The organism is Streptomyces sp. NPDC051322 (assembly GCF_040689485.1).
Taxonomy (GTDB): Bacteria; Actinomycetota; Actinomycetes; order Streptomycetales; family Streptomycetaceae; genus Streptomyces.
On record NZ_JBFBAK010000017.1, the window covers coordinates 52,881 to 71,692 of the forward strand.

Consider the following 18,812-nt stretch of genomic DNA (forward strand, 5'->3'; position numbering starts at 1 on the left):
CTCTCAGGCCTTGCGGAAGACGGGCGGGCGCTTCTCGGCGAATGCGCGGCGGCCCTCGGCGGCATCCTCGGTGGCGAAGCAGATGGTCTGCAGGTCCCGCTCGTAGGCGAGAGCCTGGTCCTCGGGCAGGTTCCCAGCGGCCCGCAGGTTGATCTTGGCGGTCTCCGCCGCCACGGGGGCCCGGGAGGCGATCACTGCAGCGAGGGCGCGGGCCCGGTCAAGCAGCTCTTCGGGGGCAACCACCTCGCTGACCAGGTGCCATGCCAACGCCCTTTCAGCGTCGATGCGTTCGCCGGTGAGCAGCATGAGTGCGGCATTGCTCGGGCCTGCTGCGCGGCTGAGGAAGGCGGCCATGCCGCCGCCCCCGATCCAGCCGAGCGTGATCTCCGGAGCCCCGAACGACGCCGTCCGTGAGGCGAGACGGATGTCGCAGGAGAGGGCGGTCTCCAGCCCGCCGCCGAGTGCGTAGCCGCCGACCGCCGCGATGGTGGGGGTTCGCGCCTCACGAATGGCGTCGCAGTAGTCGAGGCGGTTGCGGAACTCCCACGGCGTGCGATAGCCGTCGAGTTCGCGGATGTCCGATCCGGCGCTGAAGGCGCGCCCGCCCGCACCGGTCAGGACCACGGCACGGACGTCGTCCGTGGTATCGCACCACTCGACGGCACGGACCAAGGCGCAGGACATCTCAGGGGTGACGGCATTCAGCTTCTCGGGCCGGTTCAGGGTGAGGGTGGCCACGCGGTTGGCCACGTCGAGCAGTACGTGTTCGGTACCGAGGCCGGGCGGGGTACTGACAGTGTCGGTCATGTTCGCCTCTTCTTCGTGGTCCGGCTCGTGCGGTGGAGGACGCGCATCCGGTCGAGTGCGGCCCGGTGGCTGGTCTCCTTGGCGAGGACGGCCCGGACGACGGCCGAGGCCGCTGCCTGGAAGCCGATGTAGCCGGCGTGCCGGGGGCGGACCCAGGCCTGCTCACAGGTGGCAGTGGTGCGGCGGTAGAAGTCCGCGGCAACGATCGCGGGGTCGGTCCAGGCGGCACGCGCGCTGGGCTGCCCGTTGTGTTCGGGCAGGAACTCCCGCTGGGCGGATGGGGACATCAGCCAGCGGACATGGTCCAGCAGCTCGGGAGTGGTGGTGCAGCGGGAGCTGACGGCGAGGCCGGTGCCGCCGAGGGTGGAGCCCGGCCGTCCTCCCGGTCGCGCGGCGGGAGCGTCAGTGAACGCCAGCCGGTCGGCGTAGGTGACGTAGCCGTACACCAGTGGGCAGTGCGCCACGCGTTCGGTGCGCGACATCAGCTCCAGCAGGCCGATCGGGTTGAGGGCGCGCGTTTCGGCCGGTGCGAGAGCGTCGACGGCCGCCATGAGGTCGAGGACCGCGCGTCCCGTCCCGTCGCTGATCAGCACCTCCGGGTCTGCGGCCGGCTCCTCGCCGAGTGCGACCGCGATGGAGGCGAAGGTGAGGAAGGCATGCGGTCCGGCGAGCGACAGGGCCACCGGCGCACGGCGGGCGAGGCGCTGCACCTCGTCCCAGGTGGCGGGGGGCTCCCCCACAAGATCGGGCCGGGTGGCGGCGACCTGCGTGGCCGCGTCCAGCGGGAGCGCCCACTGCCTGCCGTGCATGGTGTACGAGCCCATGGTGGGACCGATCGAGCCGGTGCGCCAGCGGTCCAGCTCCTCACGGCCGAACAGGTCGTCGAGCGGGCGAAGACAGCCGGACGCGAGCGCCTCACCGAGGTGGGGATGGTCGAGCACGACGAGGTCGTAACGGGCGCAGAGCTCGTCGACGGGGTGGGATTCGAAGCCTTCCAGCGGCTGGACCGACCAGTGCACGAGGTCGCCGGCCGCGGCGGCGAGGGCGTCGTGGCCGCGTGGATGGTCCCACGTCAGCCCCGTGTAGGTCACGACGTCTCCGCCACTGCGCCGGAGGCGAAAAGTTCCTCGATCGCCCCTTCGTCGAGGCCTGCTTCGGCCAGGATCTCGCGGGTGTGTTCGCCGGTGAGCGGCGCGCCACGGTCGATACGGGGCGGAGTGGCCGAGAATTTGTACGGAAATCCCGGCACCTTCACGCGGCCCTCGGTGCGGTGGTCGTAGGTGACGAAGGTGCCGTTGTGCCGGATCTGCGGGTCATCGACCAGGTCCGCGTAGCCGTAGACCGGGCCGGCCCAGATGCCCGCGGCTTCGAAAGCGTCGAGCCAGTGGCGCGAGGTCCGGGCGAGCAGCCGGGACGCGGTGCGGGAAAAGATCTCGTCGCGGTGGGTCCAGCTGTGTTCCTCGTCCTCCATGGACAGGAAACTGTTTTCGCCGAGGAGCTCACCGAGCGTTTTCAGGGGCGGGAAGGCGAGGACGATGTAGCCGTCGGCGGTCTGGAACGCGCCGTAAGGCGCGCGGATGTAGACGTGCGCGTGCGGCTCCGCGGATCGGGACTGCGCCAGTCCGCCAACGGTGTGCACCGACAGTTCCTGCATCTGGAGGGTAGTGACGGCGTCGAGCATGTTCACCGTTACGAGCTGGCCCTGACCGGTGCGTTCGCGGTGCAGCAACGCGGCGAGCACGCCCTCGAACGCGGTGGACGCCGTTACGGCGTCCACGAGGTACTGCCCCGCGGCCCGCGGCGCCTCGCCGGCGCAGCCGGTGGAGAGCATGGCACCGGACATCGCCTGGAGCAGCAGGTCTTGGCCGGGGCGCTGGGCGTAGGGCCCGTCTTCGCCGTAGCCGGAGATGGAGACGTACACGAGTGACGGGTTGATCGCGGCCAGCGAGGCGTAGTCGACGCCGAGGCGGTCGGCTACGCCGGGCCGGTAGTTCTGCAGGAAGACATCGGCGCCGGCCACGAGCCGGCGGAGCACCTCTTTGCCCGCCGGATCCTTGAGGTCGACGGCGACGGAGCGCTTGTTGCGGTTCAGCGACAGGAAGGAGACGTTGATCCGGTTGCCGGCCGCACCACCCGCCGCGGCGTGCCGCTGCCACTCACCGGTGACCGGCTCGACCTTGACCACGTCGGCCCCGAGGTCGCCGAGCCGCTGTGCCGCGAAAGGACCGGCCATGGCGATGGAACAGTCGAGGACCCGGTACCCGGCAAGTATCCCGGGCGTGTCGCGCGTCGTCATGGGACTCCTTGGAGGAGGGAAGCGGAAAGGGAGGCGAGGGCGAAGAGGGCAGAACACGCCACCTCATCGCGGCATTTGTTGTTCCCGGGCTCTGTTGTTAGCGCTACCGGCAGCGCTAACATCCACGCTAGGCGGGCACCGCTCGGAGTGTCAACGCCTCGATCCGCCCCCGCGGCACCCGGTCGGAACCGGGAAGATGGGACCACCGATGAAACAACCACAAGTAGCACTCGTGACCGGCGCCGGTGGCGCCCTGGGCCGGGCCATAGCCTGCCGCCTGGCCGCCGACGGCCACGATGTCGCCGCGCTTGACCGCGACACCGCATCGCTGGAACAGACGGTCGAGCAGGTCCAGAAGGCCGGTGCCCGCGCGCTGGCGCTCACCGCCGACCTGCGCGACCCGGAGGCAATCGAGGCGGCAGTCGAACGGGCCGCGGGCGAGCTGGGAACGCTGCGCGTCCTGGTCAACAACGCCGCCGTGTACCCGAGCCGGCGGTTCCTCGACGTACCGCTCGCGGAGTACGAGGAAGTGGTCGCGGTCAACCAGCGTGCTTACTGGGTCGCGGCGCAGGCCGCCACGCGCCGCATGGCCGGCACAGGCGGCGGGGCGATCGTGAACATCGCTTCGATCACCATGCACGGAGGCTGGGACTCGCTCGCCGCCTACGTCTCCACGAAGGGCGCAGCCGTCGCGTTCACCCGCGCGCTCGCCCGCGAGCTGGGACCTGAGGAGATCCGCGTCAACTGCGTCTCCCCCGGCGCGTTCCCCACCGCGGCCGAGGAGATCCACGACGACCCGGAACTCTACCGGCGGCACGTGCTCGATCATCAGGCGCTGAAGCGTCGCGGCCGTCCCGAAGAGCTGGCCTCCGTGGTGTCGTTCCTCGCCGGACCGGATTCCTCCTTCGTCACCGGCCAGTGCGTCGAAGTCAACGGAGGGTGGGTGATGGCGTGAAGCTGAACGGACGCGACTACGACCGCCATTCCCTCGCCCGGCTCGCGGGCGACCTCGGCGCAGCCGGCGGCGTGCGGTCCGTCGTCCTGGACGACGGTTCAGAACGCGGCATCCGCACGCTGGAGTTCCGCACCGGTTCGGGCCTCTCCTTCGACGTTCTCGTGGACCGGGCCATGGACCTCGGCGGGGCAGAGTTCGAGGGCCGCGGCTTCGGTTGGCGTTCCGCGACCGGGTTCCGCCATCCTGGCCTGCACGAATACCGCGACGACGACGGCCTGTCGATGATGCGCAGCTTCTCGGGATTGCTGCTCACCGCTGGGCTCGACCACACACTGTTCGGCGCCGAGGTGGACGCCTCGCAGTACCGCTATCCGCCGCGCCGTACCGTCTCCCACGGATTGCACGGCCGGGTCGCCAACCTACCGGCCCGGCTCACCGGCTACGGCGAGCAGTGGCAGGACGACGGCCGCTGCGTGCTCTGGGCGGAAGGCGAGGTGCGCCAGGCGGCGATCTTCGGTGAACATCTGCGGCTCACCCGCCGCATCGAGGCCGACCTCGGCGGCACGGAAATCCGGCTCATCGACCGGGTGCGCAACGCGGGCTTCGACCCCACACCGCACATGTACCTGTACCACATCAACATCGGTTGGCCCTTCCTGGACAAGGGCGCGCGCTACCAGATGCCGCTGCGCCGCACCTTGTGGGAGAGCGACAGCGTCGCCGAGCAGGGCGTCTCGAACACCGACATGCCGGGCCCACTGTCCGGGTTCGTCGAGCAGGTCTACGAGCACGAGCTGGAACCGGACGCTGACGGTTCGGTACGGCCGCGGCTGGTGAACGACCGTCTGGGCATGTACTTCGAGCTGGAGTACGACGCGGTGCAGTTCCCGTCCTTCTTCCAGTGGATGCACTTGCGTGAGGGAGCGTACGCAGTGGGATTCGAGCCCTCCACGCACCATGTGCAGGGCGAGACCGCCGCCAGGGAGGACGGGTCCATGACGTTCCTGGAACCGGGCGAGGAGCGCCTGTACACGACGACGTTGCGGGTGGGCCGGACCCGCTGATCAGGCGGCCCGGCAATCGGAATGCGGTATCCGGGGAGCAGCCCAGCGAGTTCGCAGCCACCGATGGAACTCGAGTGCGGTCCAGCGGCTGATGTCACTCGGCCATTCAGGACCATCTCGTCCACCCCGGCATGGCGTAGTTCTCCCGGCCGCCCTCGGCCCGTTCACCGGGCTCGCGGCCCCAGGTGATCGGTGAGTTCGCTTTCCGGAGCGGACTCCAAGATTGAGACGGTGAGCGATGGGCCCGGGCTGCATCGTTCACGCCCCAGCCTCGAACTGCGCGCTTCTCCGCGTTCGTTCCGTCAGTCACGGCGAGTCCATCCATCGCTAGTCATTGAATCGTGACAACCCCCGATCGAGCGACGGACGCCATTCAAGTGGGCCAATGAGCCTTGTCATGGCCCTTGACCGCCGCAACGCCTGACTATAACGTCCCGACTGGTTAAAACGATTCATTCTCGCCCTACCGGCGAGAACGACAAAGGGGGACGCCACACCAGGGAGGCCCCCGCCGCCGGGTCTGGCAGTGGAAACAGGTCTGCCGGGGCAGGAACCGCCTTGTTGTGCCGGCCGCTCGGCATTCGAAGCGGCCCGCCCCTGACCGCGGCACCCGTTCCACCCTCTCGTTCTCCGCATCCCATCCAGCTTTGCGAGGCATGTGTGACCACCTGGAAGAGAAGACACCGGACCGCCCTCACCAGCGCAACGTCGGCGGCGCTCGTGGTGATGGCGATGCTCGCGCCACAGGCGGCAGACGGGGCCCCCGCCACCGCGTTCTCCGGAACGCTTACTTCAGCCGCCGGGCATCCCTGGGATGCCTACAACTACTCACCGCAGTCCCGGACGCTGAAGCCCGTGGCGATCCAGAGCACCGTGGGTTCGGTGACGGACGCCTCCGGAGTGCTCTCGGGCAAGTCCACCCGGCTGAGCGGCTCCGGATCCGCTGTCACCTTCGACTTCGGCAAGGACGTCAGCGGTCTGATCACGCTCCACTTCACGGCTTCCGACGGCCCGCGACGCGTGGGTCTGGCGTTCAACGAGTCCTCGCAGTACGTGGGTTCCACGAGCGACGCCTCCACCGGCGGTCCGCGAAGCCGGGACGGAGCGCTCTACGCGGACATAGACGGCCCGACGACCTACACCATGCCGGCGAAGAACCTGCGCGGTGGGTTCCGGTACCTGACCGTCTTCATGGACTCCGCCGGCAGTGCCGACCTCGACGCGGTCACCGCGCACTTCACGGCCGCACCGAAGATGCAGGACCCGCGCGCCTACGCGAACTACTTCTACTCCAGTGACGACCTGCTCAACAGGATCTGGTACGCCGGGGCCTACACGATCCAGCTCAACACCATCGACCCGAAGACCGGACGGGTCTGGGAGGCTCCCGCCGAGACGTGGGACAACACCGGCGACGTGGGCGTGGGCGACACCATTCTGGTGGACGGCGCGAAGCGGGACCGCACGGTCTGGCCGGGTGACCTCGGTGTCGAGATCCCCTCCGCCTACGCGGCTTTTGACGACACCGAGTCGGCCCGCAACGCCCTCACCACGCTCTACCAGCACCAGAAGATCACGGGTGAACTGCCGTACTCCGGGCCCATGATGAACAAATACGGGTCGGACACCTACCACATGTGGACCCTGGCAGCGTCCTGGGACTACTACCGGTACACCGGCGACCGGAAGTGGGTCGACGGCATCTGGGGCCAGTACAAGCGGGGTGTCGACTACATCGGCGCGAAGATGGACGACCAGGGCCTGCTGTCGATCGACCAGACCGCCGACTCGGTGCGGAGCCTGCCGAAGGGCGAGAACCTGATCGCCAACGTCCTGATGTGGCGCGTGCTCACGACCGGCTCACAGCTGGCCAAGATCGAGGGCGACACCACGCTCGCGCAGTCCTACGCGCAACGGGCGGTCGCGCTGCATACCGCGATCGACAGCCGTCTGTGGGACGAGAAGAAGGGTGCGTACCGGTTCTACCCCGACTCGGACGTCTACGCCCAGGACGGCAACTCGCTCGCGGTGTGGTACGGCCTGGCCGACCAGAGCAAGGCTCGCCGCATCAGCTCGTACCTCACGACCAACTGGAACGACCGCGGGTCGACCTCCCCGGAGAACAAGGGGAACCTGGGGGTCTTCGCCGGGTCCATGGAGGTCAACGCCCACTTCGCCGCGGGCGGAACAGCGGCCGACCAGGCGGGAGTCGATCTGATCCGGCGGCAGTGGGGCGCCATGCTCGACGACCCGCTCGGTACCAAGAGCACGTTCTGGGAGTCGTCGCGTCCGGACGGCTGCATCTGCAGCACCTACGTCAGCCTCGCGCACGCCTGGGCGACCGGGCCGACCACGGCGCTCACGTTCTCCGTGCTGGGGCTCCAGCCGACCAGCGCGGGCGGACGCGCCTTCGAGTTCGTCCCGCACACCGCTGACCTCACCTTCGCCCAGGGGCGGATCACCACGACGCTGGGCCCGGTCGACGCCTCGTGGCGCGTCAACCGGAAGGAGGGTCAGTACCACGCGGAGCTCACCGCGCCCCAGGGCAGTGAGGGGCGCGTCGCGGTGCCCACCTTCGGAAAGCAGATCTCGGTCTTCGTCGACGGCAAGCTGGCCTGGAACGGCACGAAGGCCAAGGCCTACGACGCGCACACCGACGGCGAGTACGTCTACCTGGAAGCGCTCGCCGGACACCACGTGATCGACAGCCACCAGCACGACAACTGAGACGATCACGCCGCGCACACCTCACGCCGGCCGGCGTGAGGTGTGCGCGGCCTTCCGGGCGGCCCGCGCTCCACTCCCCGTCGCACGGAGCGCCACGGGCCCGTTCGGCTTCGTGCCGCCGAGCGACACCTCCACACCCATCTCGCTCGGCGGATTCCCCGCATCCACCAGGAGCCCTGCCGTCATGAACGCACCGCACCCTCCCGGCCCCAACCGCCGCCACTTCATCGCAGCCGCCGGGGCAGCCGCCGTCGCGCTAAGCCTCGGGACCCCCGCCCGGGCCGCGGCCCGCCCCGCCGGCCAGGGCCGTCCGGCTCCCGTCGGCACCGTCCCGCCGCGGCTCACCCCGTTCCCCCTGTCATCCGTCGCGCTCCTGGACAGCCCGTTCCGCGAGAACATGCGGCGCACCTGCGCCTATCTGCTGTTCATCGATCCGGATCGGCTGCTGCACACCTTCCGTCTCAACGCCGGCCTGCCGTCGTCCGCCGAGCCCTGCGGCGGTTGGGAGGACCCGGCGGTCCAGCTGCGCGGTCACAGCACCGGCCATCTGCTCTCCGGGCTGGCCCAGGCCCACGCCAATACCCGGGACGACGCCTACGCCGCCAAGGGGCGGGTCATCGTCGACGCCCTCGCGGCCTGCCAGGCCGCCGCATCCGGCACCGGTTACACGCCCGGCTACCTCTCCGCCTTCCCCGAGCAGGTCTTCGACCAACTGGAGGCCGGCGGCCGGCCCTGGGCTCCGTACTACACGATCCACAAGATCATGGCCGGCCTGCTCGATCAGTATCTGCTGAGCGGCAACGACCAGGCCCTGGACGTGGTGCGTGCGATGGCTGCCTGGGTGGGGACCCGCACCTCGCGTCTGACGGCCGACCAGATGCAGACGCTGGTCCTCCGGGTGGAGTTCGGCGGCATGAACGAGGTCCTGTCGCACCTGTACCTGGTCACCGGGGACCCGGCGCATCTGCGCACCGCCCGTCGGTTCGACCATGAGGACCTGTACGGACCGCTGGCCGCGGGCCGCGACGAACTGGACGGCCGCCACGCCAACACCGAGATCGCCAAGATCGTCGGCGCCGCGCGCGAGTACGAAGCCACCGGTGAGCAGCGCTACCGCGACATCGCCGGCTACTTCTGGGACACGGTCGTACATCACCACTCGTACGCCATCGGCGGCAACTCCAACCAGGAGTTCTTCGGTCCGCCCGGCGAGATCGTCAGCCGGCTCTCCGAGGTGAGCTGCGAGAACTGCAACTCGTACAACATGCTCAAGCTGGGGCGGCAGCTCTTCCTGCACGACCCGGGCAAGGCCGCGTACATGGACCACTACGAGTGGACCCTGTACAACCAGATGCTCGGCGAGCAGGACCCCGACTCCGAGCACGGCTTCGTGACGTACTACACGGGCCTGTGGGCGGGCTCGCAGCGCCAGGTCAAGGGCGGGCTCGGGGCCGCGCCCGGCAGTTACAGCAGCGACTACGACAACTTCTCCTGCGATCACGGCACGGGCATGGAGACCCATACCAAGTTCGCCGACAGCATCTACTTCCGCTCCGCGGACGCCCTGTGGGTCAACCTGTTCATCCCGTCCCAGGTGACATGGGCCGAGCGAGGGGTGACGCTGCGCCAGGAGACCCGCTATCCCGACGCGGACACCACCAAGCTCACGGTCACCTCCGGAGGCGGCCGGTTCACCCTGAAGGTACGGATCCCCGGCTGGCTGGCCGACCATGGCTCGCACGCCCGGGTCCGGGTCAACGGTCATCCGGCCGGCGCCCACGCCGAACCGGGTACGTACCTCACGCTGACCAGGAACTGGCGCCCCGGAGACGTGGTCGAGGTGACGCTGCCGATGGAGCCGGTCTGGCGTCCGGCGCCGGACAACCCGCAGGTGCGCTCCCTGTCCCACGGCCCGGTGGTCCTGGCCGGCGCGTACGGCAGCACCGTGTCCCGGACCATCCCGAACGTCGATCCCGCCTCGGTGCGGCGGCTGCCGGGGCATCCGACGGCCTTCACGGCCACCGCCGACGGCGCAGCGGTGTCGCTGCTGCCCTTTCACCGGATCCAGCACCAGCACTACAACGTGTACTGGGCCGTCTCGCCCAAGGCCGGTCACGAGCGCGAGATCGCTCACTACGCCTTCGACGAAGGCCGCGGAAGCACCACCGCGGACTCCCTGCGTTCCTTCCCCGACGGAGAACTGGCCGCGGGCGCCGGCTGGACGGCGGGCCGCACCGGCGCCGGCGTCGCGCTGGACGGCGCCGGCGGCCACGTGGTCCTGCCGCCCGGTCTGCTCACCGGTCTGGAGGCGCTGACCGTCAGCGCCTGGGTGCGTGCCGACTCGCTCAGCAACTCCGCCCGGGTGTTCGATCTGGGCTACCACAAGGACACCTACCTCTTCCTCACGGTGCGCACCGGCACCGGGAAGGCCCGCGCCGCCCTGAAGATCGCGGGTATGGAGGCCGAGGACTTCATCGACGCCTCCGACGCCCTGCCGCAGGGCCGTTGGACGCATGTCGCCCTGACCGTCGGCGGTGGCACCGGCGTGCTGTACGTCGACGGCGTGGAGTCCGGGCGCAACGACGCGATGGTGAGCAGTCCGCTGCTTCTGGGCGCCACCACGCACAACTACCTCGGCCGCTCGCAGAACTCCAAGCACCCGTATCTGCAAGGCGCCGTCGACGGCTTCCGTGTCCACAACCGGGCGCTGTCCGCCACGGATGTGGCCGCGCTGTTCCGCGCGGACGCCTGACCCCGCGCCTCCACGCCACACCCCGTCCACCGCACTATCCAGGAGACCCCGTGTCCGCAGCCTTCCCCCGACGTGTCCGGCGCCGCCCGGCCCTCGTCACCGCCTCCGCCCTGACCGCACTGGTCACCATCCTGCCCCCGGCCGTGACCGCTCAGGCGGCGCCCGCCGGCGTCACCGCCACCACGCTGCGCACCCAGCACCTGAGCCAGGCACTCGGCATCGACGACACCACTCCCGACCTGAGCTGGCAGCTCAGCGGCAGCGGCACGGACGTCATCCAGCAGGCGTACCGCGTCCAGGTGGCCACCAGCCGCGCCCTGCTCACCAGCGGCCGTCCCGACCTGTGGGACTCGGGCCGGATCGACTCCGACACGCCGCGCACCACGTACGCCGGCAAGAAGCTCGGTTCGCGCACCCGTGTCTACTGGCGCGTGACGGTGTGGTCGAACACCACGAACCGCCCGTCCCGCTGGAGCGACACCGCCGTCTTCGAGACCGGACTGACGAACCCGCAGGACTGGTCCGCGCACTGGATCACCAACCCCGACTGGAAGCTGAGCACCCGGAAGGTGGAGCCGGTCGTCGTCCGGCTGCCGAAGACCACCGCCCGCTACGTCCGGCTCGATGTCACCAAGCTCGGTCTGCCGCTGGCCGACGACTTCCCGAACCGTTCCTGGCGGCTGCAGCTGGGGGAGATCGAGGTGCGCGACTCCGCCGCACCGGACACGGACCTTGCCCAGGGCGCGGCCATCACCGCCTCGGAGTCCGACACCCTGCGCAAGACCTGGGAACCCCGTCTCGCCGTCGACGGACTGACCAACAGCGCCCTGCAGACCGCGGCCGGCTACTCCAGTCAGGCCCACCCCGGCGCCGACCTGTCGTCCTCGCCCATCACTCTCACCCTCGACCTCAATTCCGCCCGGACCTTCGACCAAGTGGTGCTCTATCCGCGCTCCGACGTCCTCACCGACGACGGCCGCGTGCCGAACTTCCCCGTCGACTACACCCTCTCCACCGGGGACGCGGCCACCGGACCGTTCACCTCGGCCGCGAAGGTCACCGGCCAGCAGCCTCCGAAGCCGTACCTGCCCTCCGGCCTCCCGCTGTTCACCAAGGACTTCGCGCTCGGCGAGAAGGTGCGCAGCGCCCGCCTCCACGTGGCCGGCCTGGGCATCTACACGGCCGACGTCAACGGCCGGCCGGTCGGCGACGCCGTGCTGGAGCCCGCGAACACCACGTTCGCGGACCGGGTGCAGTACGCCACGTACGACGTCACCGACCTGCTGCGGCACGGCGACAACACCATCGGCGTCGCCCTCGGCAACGGCATGTCCAACGTGGTCAGCACCGCCGACCGGTACCGCAAGCTCTACGGGAACCTCAGCGACCCCAAGCTCATCGCCCAGCTGGAGGTGACCCTCGCCGACGGCACCGTCAAGCGCATCGCCAGTGGCGCGGACTGGCGCACCGTACTGGGACCGACCACGTCCTCGAACTGGTACGGCGGCGAGGACTACGACGCCCGCCGAGAGATACCGCACTGGGACGAACCGCATCAGAACCGATCGGACTGGTCTCAGGCGGTCACCGTCGACGGCCCCGGCACCCCCGGTCACCCGGCACAGCTCAGTGCCCGCGAGACCGAGCCGATCCGTGTCGAGGAGGCCCTCCAGGGCACCGAGGTCTCCGGCGCCGCCCCGGGCAGCCGCATCTTCGATCTCGGCCGCAACATCGCCGGCTGGCCGGAGATCACACTGGACGCCCCGGCCGGGACGACCGTGCGCGTCTACCCCGCGGAAAGCCTCAAGGACGGTCACGCCTTCCAGTCCATCAGCAACGTGGGCGCCCCCCTGTGGGACAGCTACACCGCACGCGGCACGAAGAGCGAGACCTGGCACCCGCAGTTCTCCTACCACGGTTTCCGCTACCTGGAAGTCAAGGGCCTGCCGGCCGGAGCCACCATCTCCGTACGCGGAAAGGTGCTGCACACCGACAACGCTTCCGCAGGTGACTTCAAGAGCTCCAACGACCTGGTCAACGGCGTCCACTCGATCATCCGCAGGTCCATCGAGAACAACATGATGAGTGTGCTCACCGACTGCCCGAGCCGGGAGAAGCTCGGCTGGTTGGAGCAGGACCAGCTCGTCTTCCCGGCCCTGGCCGCCAACTACGACATGCAGGCCTACCTGCGCAAGATCGTGCGGGACATGGCCGACGCACAGACCACCGAGGGCCTGGTCCCGAGCACCGTGCCGGAGTACACCAGCCTGCCGGGTGCCTACCGCAACGACTCCAACTGGGGCGGAGCATTCGTCCTCGTGCCCTGGCAGCTCTACACCACGTACGGCGACACCGACACGCTGCGCACCTACTACCCGGCCATGAAGAGGTACGCGGCGTTCCTCAAGACCCAGGTCTCCGACGGCATCCTCGACTACGGGCTCGGCGACTGGTTCACCCCGGACCGCACCTTCCCGCGTGCGGTCGCGGGCACCTACGGCTACTGGCGGGTGGTGGACGCGCTCAGCCGGATCGCGGACGTGCTCGGTGACGACGCCGACGCGGCGTCCTACCGCAGCGAAGCCGACGCGAGCGCCAAGGCGCTCACCGACAAGTACTACGACACGGCGACCGGGACCTTCGGCAATGGCGGCCAGGGCGCCGAGGCGCTCGCGCTCGATATGGGCGCGGTCCCCGACGACCAGCGGCAGCGGCTGCTCGACCACCTCGTGGGCAGCATCCGGGACGCGGGCTACCACCTGAACCTCGGTGAGATCTCGCTGCCCGCGGCGTTCCGGGTCCTGTCCGCAGCAGGCCGCGACGACGTCGTGTACCAGATCGCCACGCAGACCAGCAGTCCCAGCTACGGCTACCAGGTGGTACACGGCAACACCGCGCTGGGCGAGTCCTGGGACGGCGGCTCCGGCCAGTCGCAGGACCACTTCATGCTCGGCGCGATCGACTCGTGGTTCACCAGCCGCCTCGCCGGGATCCAGCAGGCGCCCGGCTCGGTCGGCTACGCGAAGTTGCTCGTCGCGCCGGCCGTCGTAGGGGACCTGGCCTCCGCGTCCGGCTCCTACACCACGCCCTACGGCAAGGTCTCCACTTCCTGGCACCACGACGGCTCGGCCTACCGCCTGCGGGTGACCGTGCCCACGGGGACCAAGGCAGAGGTCCACGTGCCGGTCACCTCAGGGACCGTTAGCGCCGATGGGGGTGCCACCCTGCTGCGCACCAAGGGCGGTACAGCGGTGTACGAGGTCGGCTCCGGTGACTGGTCCTTCACCTCCACCTACGCCCCGGCCGGGAACTGACCCCGCCATCGGGCCGACGAACGACACGGCGCCGCCGACCCCTGCGAGGGAGTCGGCGGCGCTGTGGTGTCGGGCCCGAATCGGCCTGACCCCCGCCCTACCGGCTCACCTCCGGGGCGACTGCGATGTCGTCGAACTGGGAGGTTCCGTAGGAGCCGAGTCCCAGGCCGACCTGGCCGTGGTCGTACGTGGTGTCGGTGACCTCGGCGACCTGGGTGCCGTCGACGGTCGCGGTGATCCGCTCGCCCGAGAAGCCGAGGGCGAACCGGTGCCAGGTGTCCGTTGCGGCGGACGGCAGGTCACCGTGGGCCAAGACCCGCGTGGTCTTGTCCGGCAGGACGGCCTCCAGGGACCACGTACCGGCGTCCGACAGCTTCAAGTAGTAGGCCTCCCACACGTTGTCGTGGTGCGGCCCGACCGAGTTGAGCTGGTTCACCACCCTCCCCAGCAGCGACGCCGTGCCGGACTGGTGGATCATCACCTTGGCGGACACCGTGTAGTCGGTCCACTGGCTGTCCCCGGCCAGGGTCAGCGGGCTGGTGACCCTTGACCACTTGATCGGCTGGGTCGTGATGGCCTGCTGCAGACACCTGCCGGTTCCGCTGCTGCCGGGCGCGGCCTCAGGTGCGACGGAGCAGGGCGCCGTCTCGAACGCGCCCTCCATGTCGGAGAGGTAGCGGGGGGTGGCGCCGTCCCGGTATCCGTCGAAGGTGTCGCGGTAGGGCAATGCCATCGTCTTCGACGGCGGCGCCGTCTGCACAGCCGCCCCCTTCCCGCCGGGCATCGTGGTGAGCGTCGTGACGGTGCCGGGCTGAAGGGTGACGGTGTGACTGCCCCGGGCATCCGGGTGCACGTCGGCGCCGCGGACGAACCAGTCCGCCGGGTCGGTGGACCGCAGTGTGGTCGACCACCGGTGCAGCGCACCACGGGGAAGGTGCCCGGTCGGTGTGACCGCGACCGTCTGCGGCGCCGTGGCGGCCGTCGTCTCGATCACTGTCGTGTAGGCCGGCCGCTTGCCCGGGGACTGCAGCGTCACATAGGTGCCACCACCGTCGAGATAACCGCTGGCCGAGTCGATGTAGCGCCAGCCGGGATGGGTGAACTGCGCGGTCTGGGCGATGGTCCAGAGTGTCGGGCCGAGTTCATAGTGGCCGTTCCACGGTTCGTTGGCGCGCAGCAGACCACTGCCCTGCATCTGGACGGTGGGGTACCAGGCGTAGGCCACCGGCCAGTTGATGAACCCCGTGATGCGCGAGTCGACGTACTCGTGGTTCATCTCCGCGGCGAGCCGGGGGGCGCCGGTGAGGTAATTGTTCCAGCCGGATTCACTCGCGAACAGCGGCTTGTCCAGGCCGAGGGCGTCCGGCGAGCTCGAGCAGTGGATCTCCGAGCAGGGGTAGTGGATGCCGACCACGTCCACGGCCTTGGCGAAGGCCGGATCGTTCTTCATGTCGGTGGCCACCTGCCAGCCCGCGTTGTCGGCGGCGACCACCTTGACGTCGTCGTAACCGTTCTTCACGAGCGCGGCCTTCAGCTTGCCGTACCAGGCGGCGTCCCATCCCTTCTCGTTCCAGCCGCCGAGGTAGTTGACGTCCAGGTGGTGCTTCTTCGCACACCCGATCCACTGCATCAGGTAGTTGATGTTGTCCGCCGACCAGAAGCCGCCGTCGAACCACCCGGGCGCGCCCCATTCGAGTCCGTAGAACTGAATCCGCGGGTTACGCCGCTGCGCCTGCTCCATCAGCCACCACTCGTACCCCCGGTTGCAGTTGACGTCGGTCGGTGTGCGCATGTGGCTGGGTTCGGCGCCGTTGCTGGAGTTGGTGTCGGAGCCGATCTCCACCTTCAGGATCTGCAGCGAGGCGCCGTATCCGGGTTTGAAGAGGTAGTCGAGGATCTGGTCGCGCTGCCGCTTCGGGTAGTCGACGAGCAGCCTGGATGTGCCGCCGCCCCCGCTGATCGCCCCAATTCCGTCGAAGACCCGTCCGGTGCCGCGGCTGTCGACGCTGATCGACTGGACCGGGGGTGTATCGGAGCCGGTGTCTGCGCTGGCCGTGGGTGTGACGAGCGCGGCCACGCAGGCGATGAGCAGCGCTCCTACCGCCCACAGGGAACGGCAAGCGGGCCGCCGCCATCGGCCGGGGGACGGTGTTCCGGTGCTGAGCATGGGGTCTCTCCTCTCGTTCCGGGGGTCCGGGTTTCACAGCTCGACATGGGTGCGGCCCGCTCGTACCTGTGTCCGGCGCGGTCGGCCGCGCTCCGGGGACACCTCGATCCGGGTCGGGCCGTCCGCGTTGAGGTCGAAGGAGGCCCCGGACGGGTGGAGCAGGAAGTTGCGGACCGCGACGCGCGCACCGGTGGCCCGGAACACGACCTTGCCGTCCCGGGCCAGTGTGGTCCGGTTCGGTCCGGCAGAGACGGAGTACGTGTGCTCACGCAGGCGCACGTTCGCGATGCTGTTGGTGCCCGGCAGCGAGAGGCTGCCGAACATGATGCCGGACGGGTCGCCCTCCCATGGGTTGTCGGAGATCAGTTCGTGCAGGCTCTGCACGGCCATGGCGTTGGACCATGAGTAGGTTCGCCAGGCGGTGTCGACGGCGGAGTCCATGATCGACTGGCCGGGCTCGGGGTCGAAGGACTCGGGGAACCAGTTGTCCTTGTCCCAGGCATCGAGGTACATAGCGGTGCTCCGGGCCGCGAACTCGCCGGCCACGTCGTCGAAGCCGTACCGTTTGACGCCGTCGTACACGGTGGCGTTCATGGGGGGCCACACCGCTCCCTTCCACTGCTCGGGGGCGGTGTCCTCACCGTATCGGTCGAAGAACTTGAAGTGTTCGGAGCCGGGGTGCACCGGGCCGCCGCTGCAGTAGGCCGGGTCGTTGCGGGCGACGCTGGGGACGACATACTCCCCCCAGAACTCCTTGGGGTCGAGCAGATGCTCCTGCACCAGGGTCTTCGCCCGGTCCGGTGTCGCGATACCGGCGAACAGCGGGTAGAAGACGGTCGGCGTGACGACGTCGTTCCACGTTCCGTCGAGGTAGCGGCTCAGGTAGAGGCGCCGCTGCGGATGCCACAGCCGGTCGTTGAGCAGCCGGTAGATCTTTGCATGCTGCGCGGCGAATCGCGCCGCGTCCGCTGTTCTGCCCAGCACTCGGGCCATCTTGGCCAACGTCTCGGCCATCAGCGCGTAGTACGAGTTGAGCGCCACATCGGTGAGGTTGGTGTTGTCGCGGGAGTCCCCGCTGCCGCCCTTCTTTTGGATGCGCTGGTAGTCGGCGTAGACGGGACTGTCGTCCAGCCCCAGGTGGTTGCCGCGGCCGCCGACCCGGTCACCGAAGTAGGGGGCCTCCAGCAGCCCGTCGCCGTCGGCGTCCCACTCCGGCAACAGATCGTAGTAGGCCACAAGCGTGGGATACGCCTTCTTCAGTACGGTCACGTCGCCGAACTTCGTGTACAGGCGCCAGACGGCGTACGCGTGCATCGGGCCGGAGTTCTGCTGGTCGTAGCGCGGCCCCTTCAGCGGGACCTGGTTGGGTGGTGCGTCCGCGTCGAAGATGTCCGTCTCGTGCTGGGTTGCCAGTGGCCCGCTCACGAGTGCGGCGTCGATGGCGTCGAAGGCCGAGTCCCACCCGGTGAAAAGGCCGCCCCCGCCGCCCCATCCCCACATCACGAAGGCACGCTGGTGGTTCTTGTCGTAGTTGGTGTTGAGGGACAGTGCGTCCCGCACCGCGTCCGCTGCCCGCCCCGCCGGACCGGACCCCGTCAGGTTGTCCTTGCGGACCGATGCCTCGGCGGTGGCCAGTATCTGCTCCGCATCATGAGGCTCCGGCGGATCCAGGCGGGGCGGCCGCCCGCCGACAGCGGCGGCGAAGGTGAGGGTCTGGCCCTTGCTCAGCCGGTATCGCAGTGCGGCCGCCGTGGTGCCGGGTACGCCGGTGGCGCCGGTCATGGCGGCGGTCATATCGGCGATCGACGCGTAGCAGCCGCTGCTGTCGGCGGGATCGGTGGGGGCCAGCCGGAAGTGGCCGGTGCGGGACGTCTCCAGCAGTCCCGGCGCGCTGCCGGTGACATCCTGACCGTCCAGTGCGAAGGCCGCAGCCTCGCCCCAGGGCGTCGTGACCTCGAGGAATATGGTCGTGTCGTCGTCGAGCGCGGTAACGGCTCCGATGACGGAACCGCCGTCGTCGGTGCGGGCATAGCGGACCCGGATGGTGTGCTTCTGACGCTGCGCGTCGTCGTACTGCTGCTGCAGCGACGGCAGTTTCGCGGTCGCGTCGGAGACCTCATCGGCGGACCACTGCTCCGGGTGCGCCATCACCTCGCGCAGGGCCTGGAGATGCGCCGGTGTGAGCTTGCGGTCGTCGGTGCTGACCTGGACCTCCTTGTAGGCACCGTCGGGTGCCATCGGCCCGATGCGCCAGAGGTTGTTCGTCATCTTCTCGCGGATGACCTTGCCGGACTCGGTGAGCAGGCCGATGCGGAGCGCGAATCTGGATTCGCCCTCACCGACGAAGAGTGCCCCGGTCCAGTCCTGGTCCTTGATGCCCGGCATCGCGAACGGTCGCTGCATCGTGGGATACGGCAGAGCCGTCCGGTGGCCGTGGGCCGTGCGTTCTCCGGGTGCCGAGTAGGGCGGGGCGGCTTGGGCTATACCCGAGCCGGCCGCCAGGGCGGCCGCCGATGCGCCGAGACCGGTGGCGCCCACCGTCCGGAGAAAGTTGCGTCTGGGAAGGTGACCGTGCGTCATTTCGCCTCTTGCTTCCTCAAGTACAGGTCGGCGTCCGGGCATGGGAAAGCACCCGCAGGGCGCGGGGTGCGCAGGACGACGATCTGCCAAGGCCGATGTGAAATGTTTCACTGACGGACTCATTCTCAACACCCTCTGGCAAGAGAGTCA

General features: G+C 69.3%; 11 protein-coding genes. 5 read left to right on the forward strand and 6 right to left on the reverse strand.

Annotation, left to right across the window (positions count from 1 at the left end):
• Positions 1-3: 3 nt before the first annotated feature.
• The 3 genes from AB0436_RS28885 to AB0436_RS28895 are packed head-to-tail and all read right to left on the reverse strand — an operon-like array spanning position 4 to position 3,103.
• Positions 4-807: an enoyl-CoA hydratase/isomerase family protein gene (locus tag AB0436_RS28885; RefSeq protein ID WP_366470895.1), complete on the reverse strand. Its 804-nt coding sequence runs from the start codon at positions 805-807 to the stop codon at positions 4-6.
• Positions 804-1,898, reverse strand: coding sequence for an extracellular solute-binding protein (locus AB0436_RS28890; protein WP_366470896.1), 1,095 nt, complete (start codon positions 1,896-1,898; stop codon positions 804-806). The genes AB0436_RS28885 and AB0436_RS28890 overlap by 4 nt, the downstream gene beginning before the upstream one ends.
• A complete protein-coding gene (locus tag AB0436_RS28895; RefSeq protein WP_366470897.1) occupies positions 1,895-3,103 on the reverse strand; it encodes a CoA transferase in 1,209 nt (402 codons plus the stop codon). The genes AB0436_RS28890 and AB0436_RS28895 overlap by 4 nt, the downstream gene beginning before the upstream one ends.
• Positions 3,104-3,335: 232 nt before the next feature.
• On the opposite strand from AB0436_RS28895, the gene AB0436_RS28900 reads away from it, so the two are divergent.
• From AB0436_RS28900 to AB0436_RS28910, 3 genes are all read left to right on the forward strand, one after another.
• The gene (locus tag AB0436_RS28900) at positions 3,336-4,058 is read left to right on the forward strand and encodes an SDR family oxidoreductase (protein WP_366470898.1); all 723 of its coding nucleotides are present in this window, start codon (positions 3,336-3,338) and stop codon (positions 4,056-4,058) included.
• Complete coding sequence (locus AB0436_RS28905) at positions 4,055-5,122, forward strand: aldose 1-epimerase family protein (RefSeq protein WP_366470899.1); 1,068 nt, start codon at positions 4,055-4,057, stop codon at positions 5,120-5,122. The genes AB0436_RS28900 and AB0436_RS28905 overlap by 4 nt, the downstream gene beginning before the upstream one ends.
• Positions 5,123-5,782: 660 nt before the next feature.
• Positions 5,783-7,849, forward strand: coding sequence for an alpha-L-rhamnosidase C-terminal domain-containing protein (locus AB0436_RS28910; RefSeq protein WP_366470900.1), 2,067 nt, complete (start codon positions 5,783-5,785; stop codon positions 7,847-7,849).
• A 21-nt stretch (positions 7,850-7,870) separates the two neighbouring features.
• Here the strand turns inward: AB0436_RS28910 and AB0436_RS28915 are convergent, their stop codons facing one another.
• Positions 7,871-8,035 (reverse strand): hypothetical protein, encoded by a 165-nt coding sequence (locus tag AB0436_RS28915; RefSeq protein ID WP_366470901.1) that lies wholly within the window; start codon positions 8,033-8,035, stop codon positions 7,871-7,873.
• Between AB0436_RS28915 and AB0436_RS28920 the strand changes: the two genes are divergently transcribed.
• Both AB0436_RS28920 and AB0436_RS28925 read left to right on the forward strand, forming a co-directional pair.
• Positions 8,034-10,601, forward strand: coding sequence for a beta-L-arabinofuranosidase domain-containing protein (locus AB0436_RS28920; protein ID WP_366470902.1), 2,568 nt, complete (start codon positions 8,034-8,036; stop codon positions 10,599-10,601). The two genes, AB0436_RS28915 and AB0436_RS28920, sit on opposite strands and share 2 nt — an antisense overlap.
• Before the next feature lie 50 nt (positions 10,602-10,651).
• Positions 10,652-13,915 (forward strand): family 78 glycoside hydrolase catalytic domain, encoded by a 3,264-nt coding sequence (locus AB0436_RS28925; protein ID WP_366470903.1) that lies wholly within the window; start codon positions 10,652-10,654, stop codon positions 13,913-13,915.
• Positions 13,916-14,012: 97 nt separating this feature from the next.
• Here the strand turns inward: AB0436_RS28925 and AB0436_RS28930 are convergent, their stop codons facing one another.
• Together AB0436_RS28930 and AB0436_RS28935 are read right to left on the reverse strand one after the other, a co-directional pair.
• Entirely contained in the window at positions 14,013-16,082 is a 2,070-nt protein-coding gene (locus tag AB0436_RS28930) for a galactosylceramidase (RefSeq protein ID WP_366470904.1), read from the reverse strand.
• Positions 16,083-16,115: 33 nt separating this feature from the next.
• Positions 16,116-18,662, reverse strand: a complete 2,547-nt coding sequence (locus tag AB0436_RS28935) for a trehalase family glycosidase (RefSeq protein ID WP_366470905.1) — start codon at positions 18,660-18,662, stop codon at positions 16,116-16,118.
• Between the last annotated feature and the right edge of the window lie 150 nt (positions 18,663-18,812).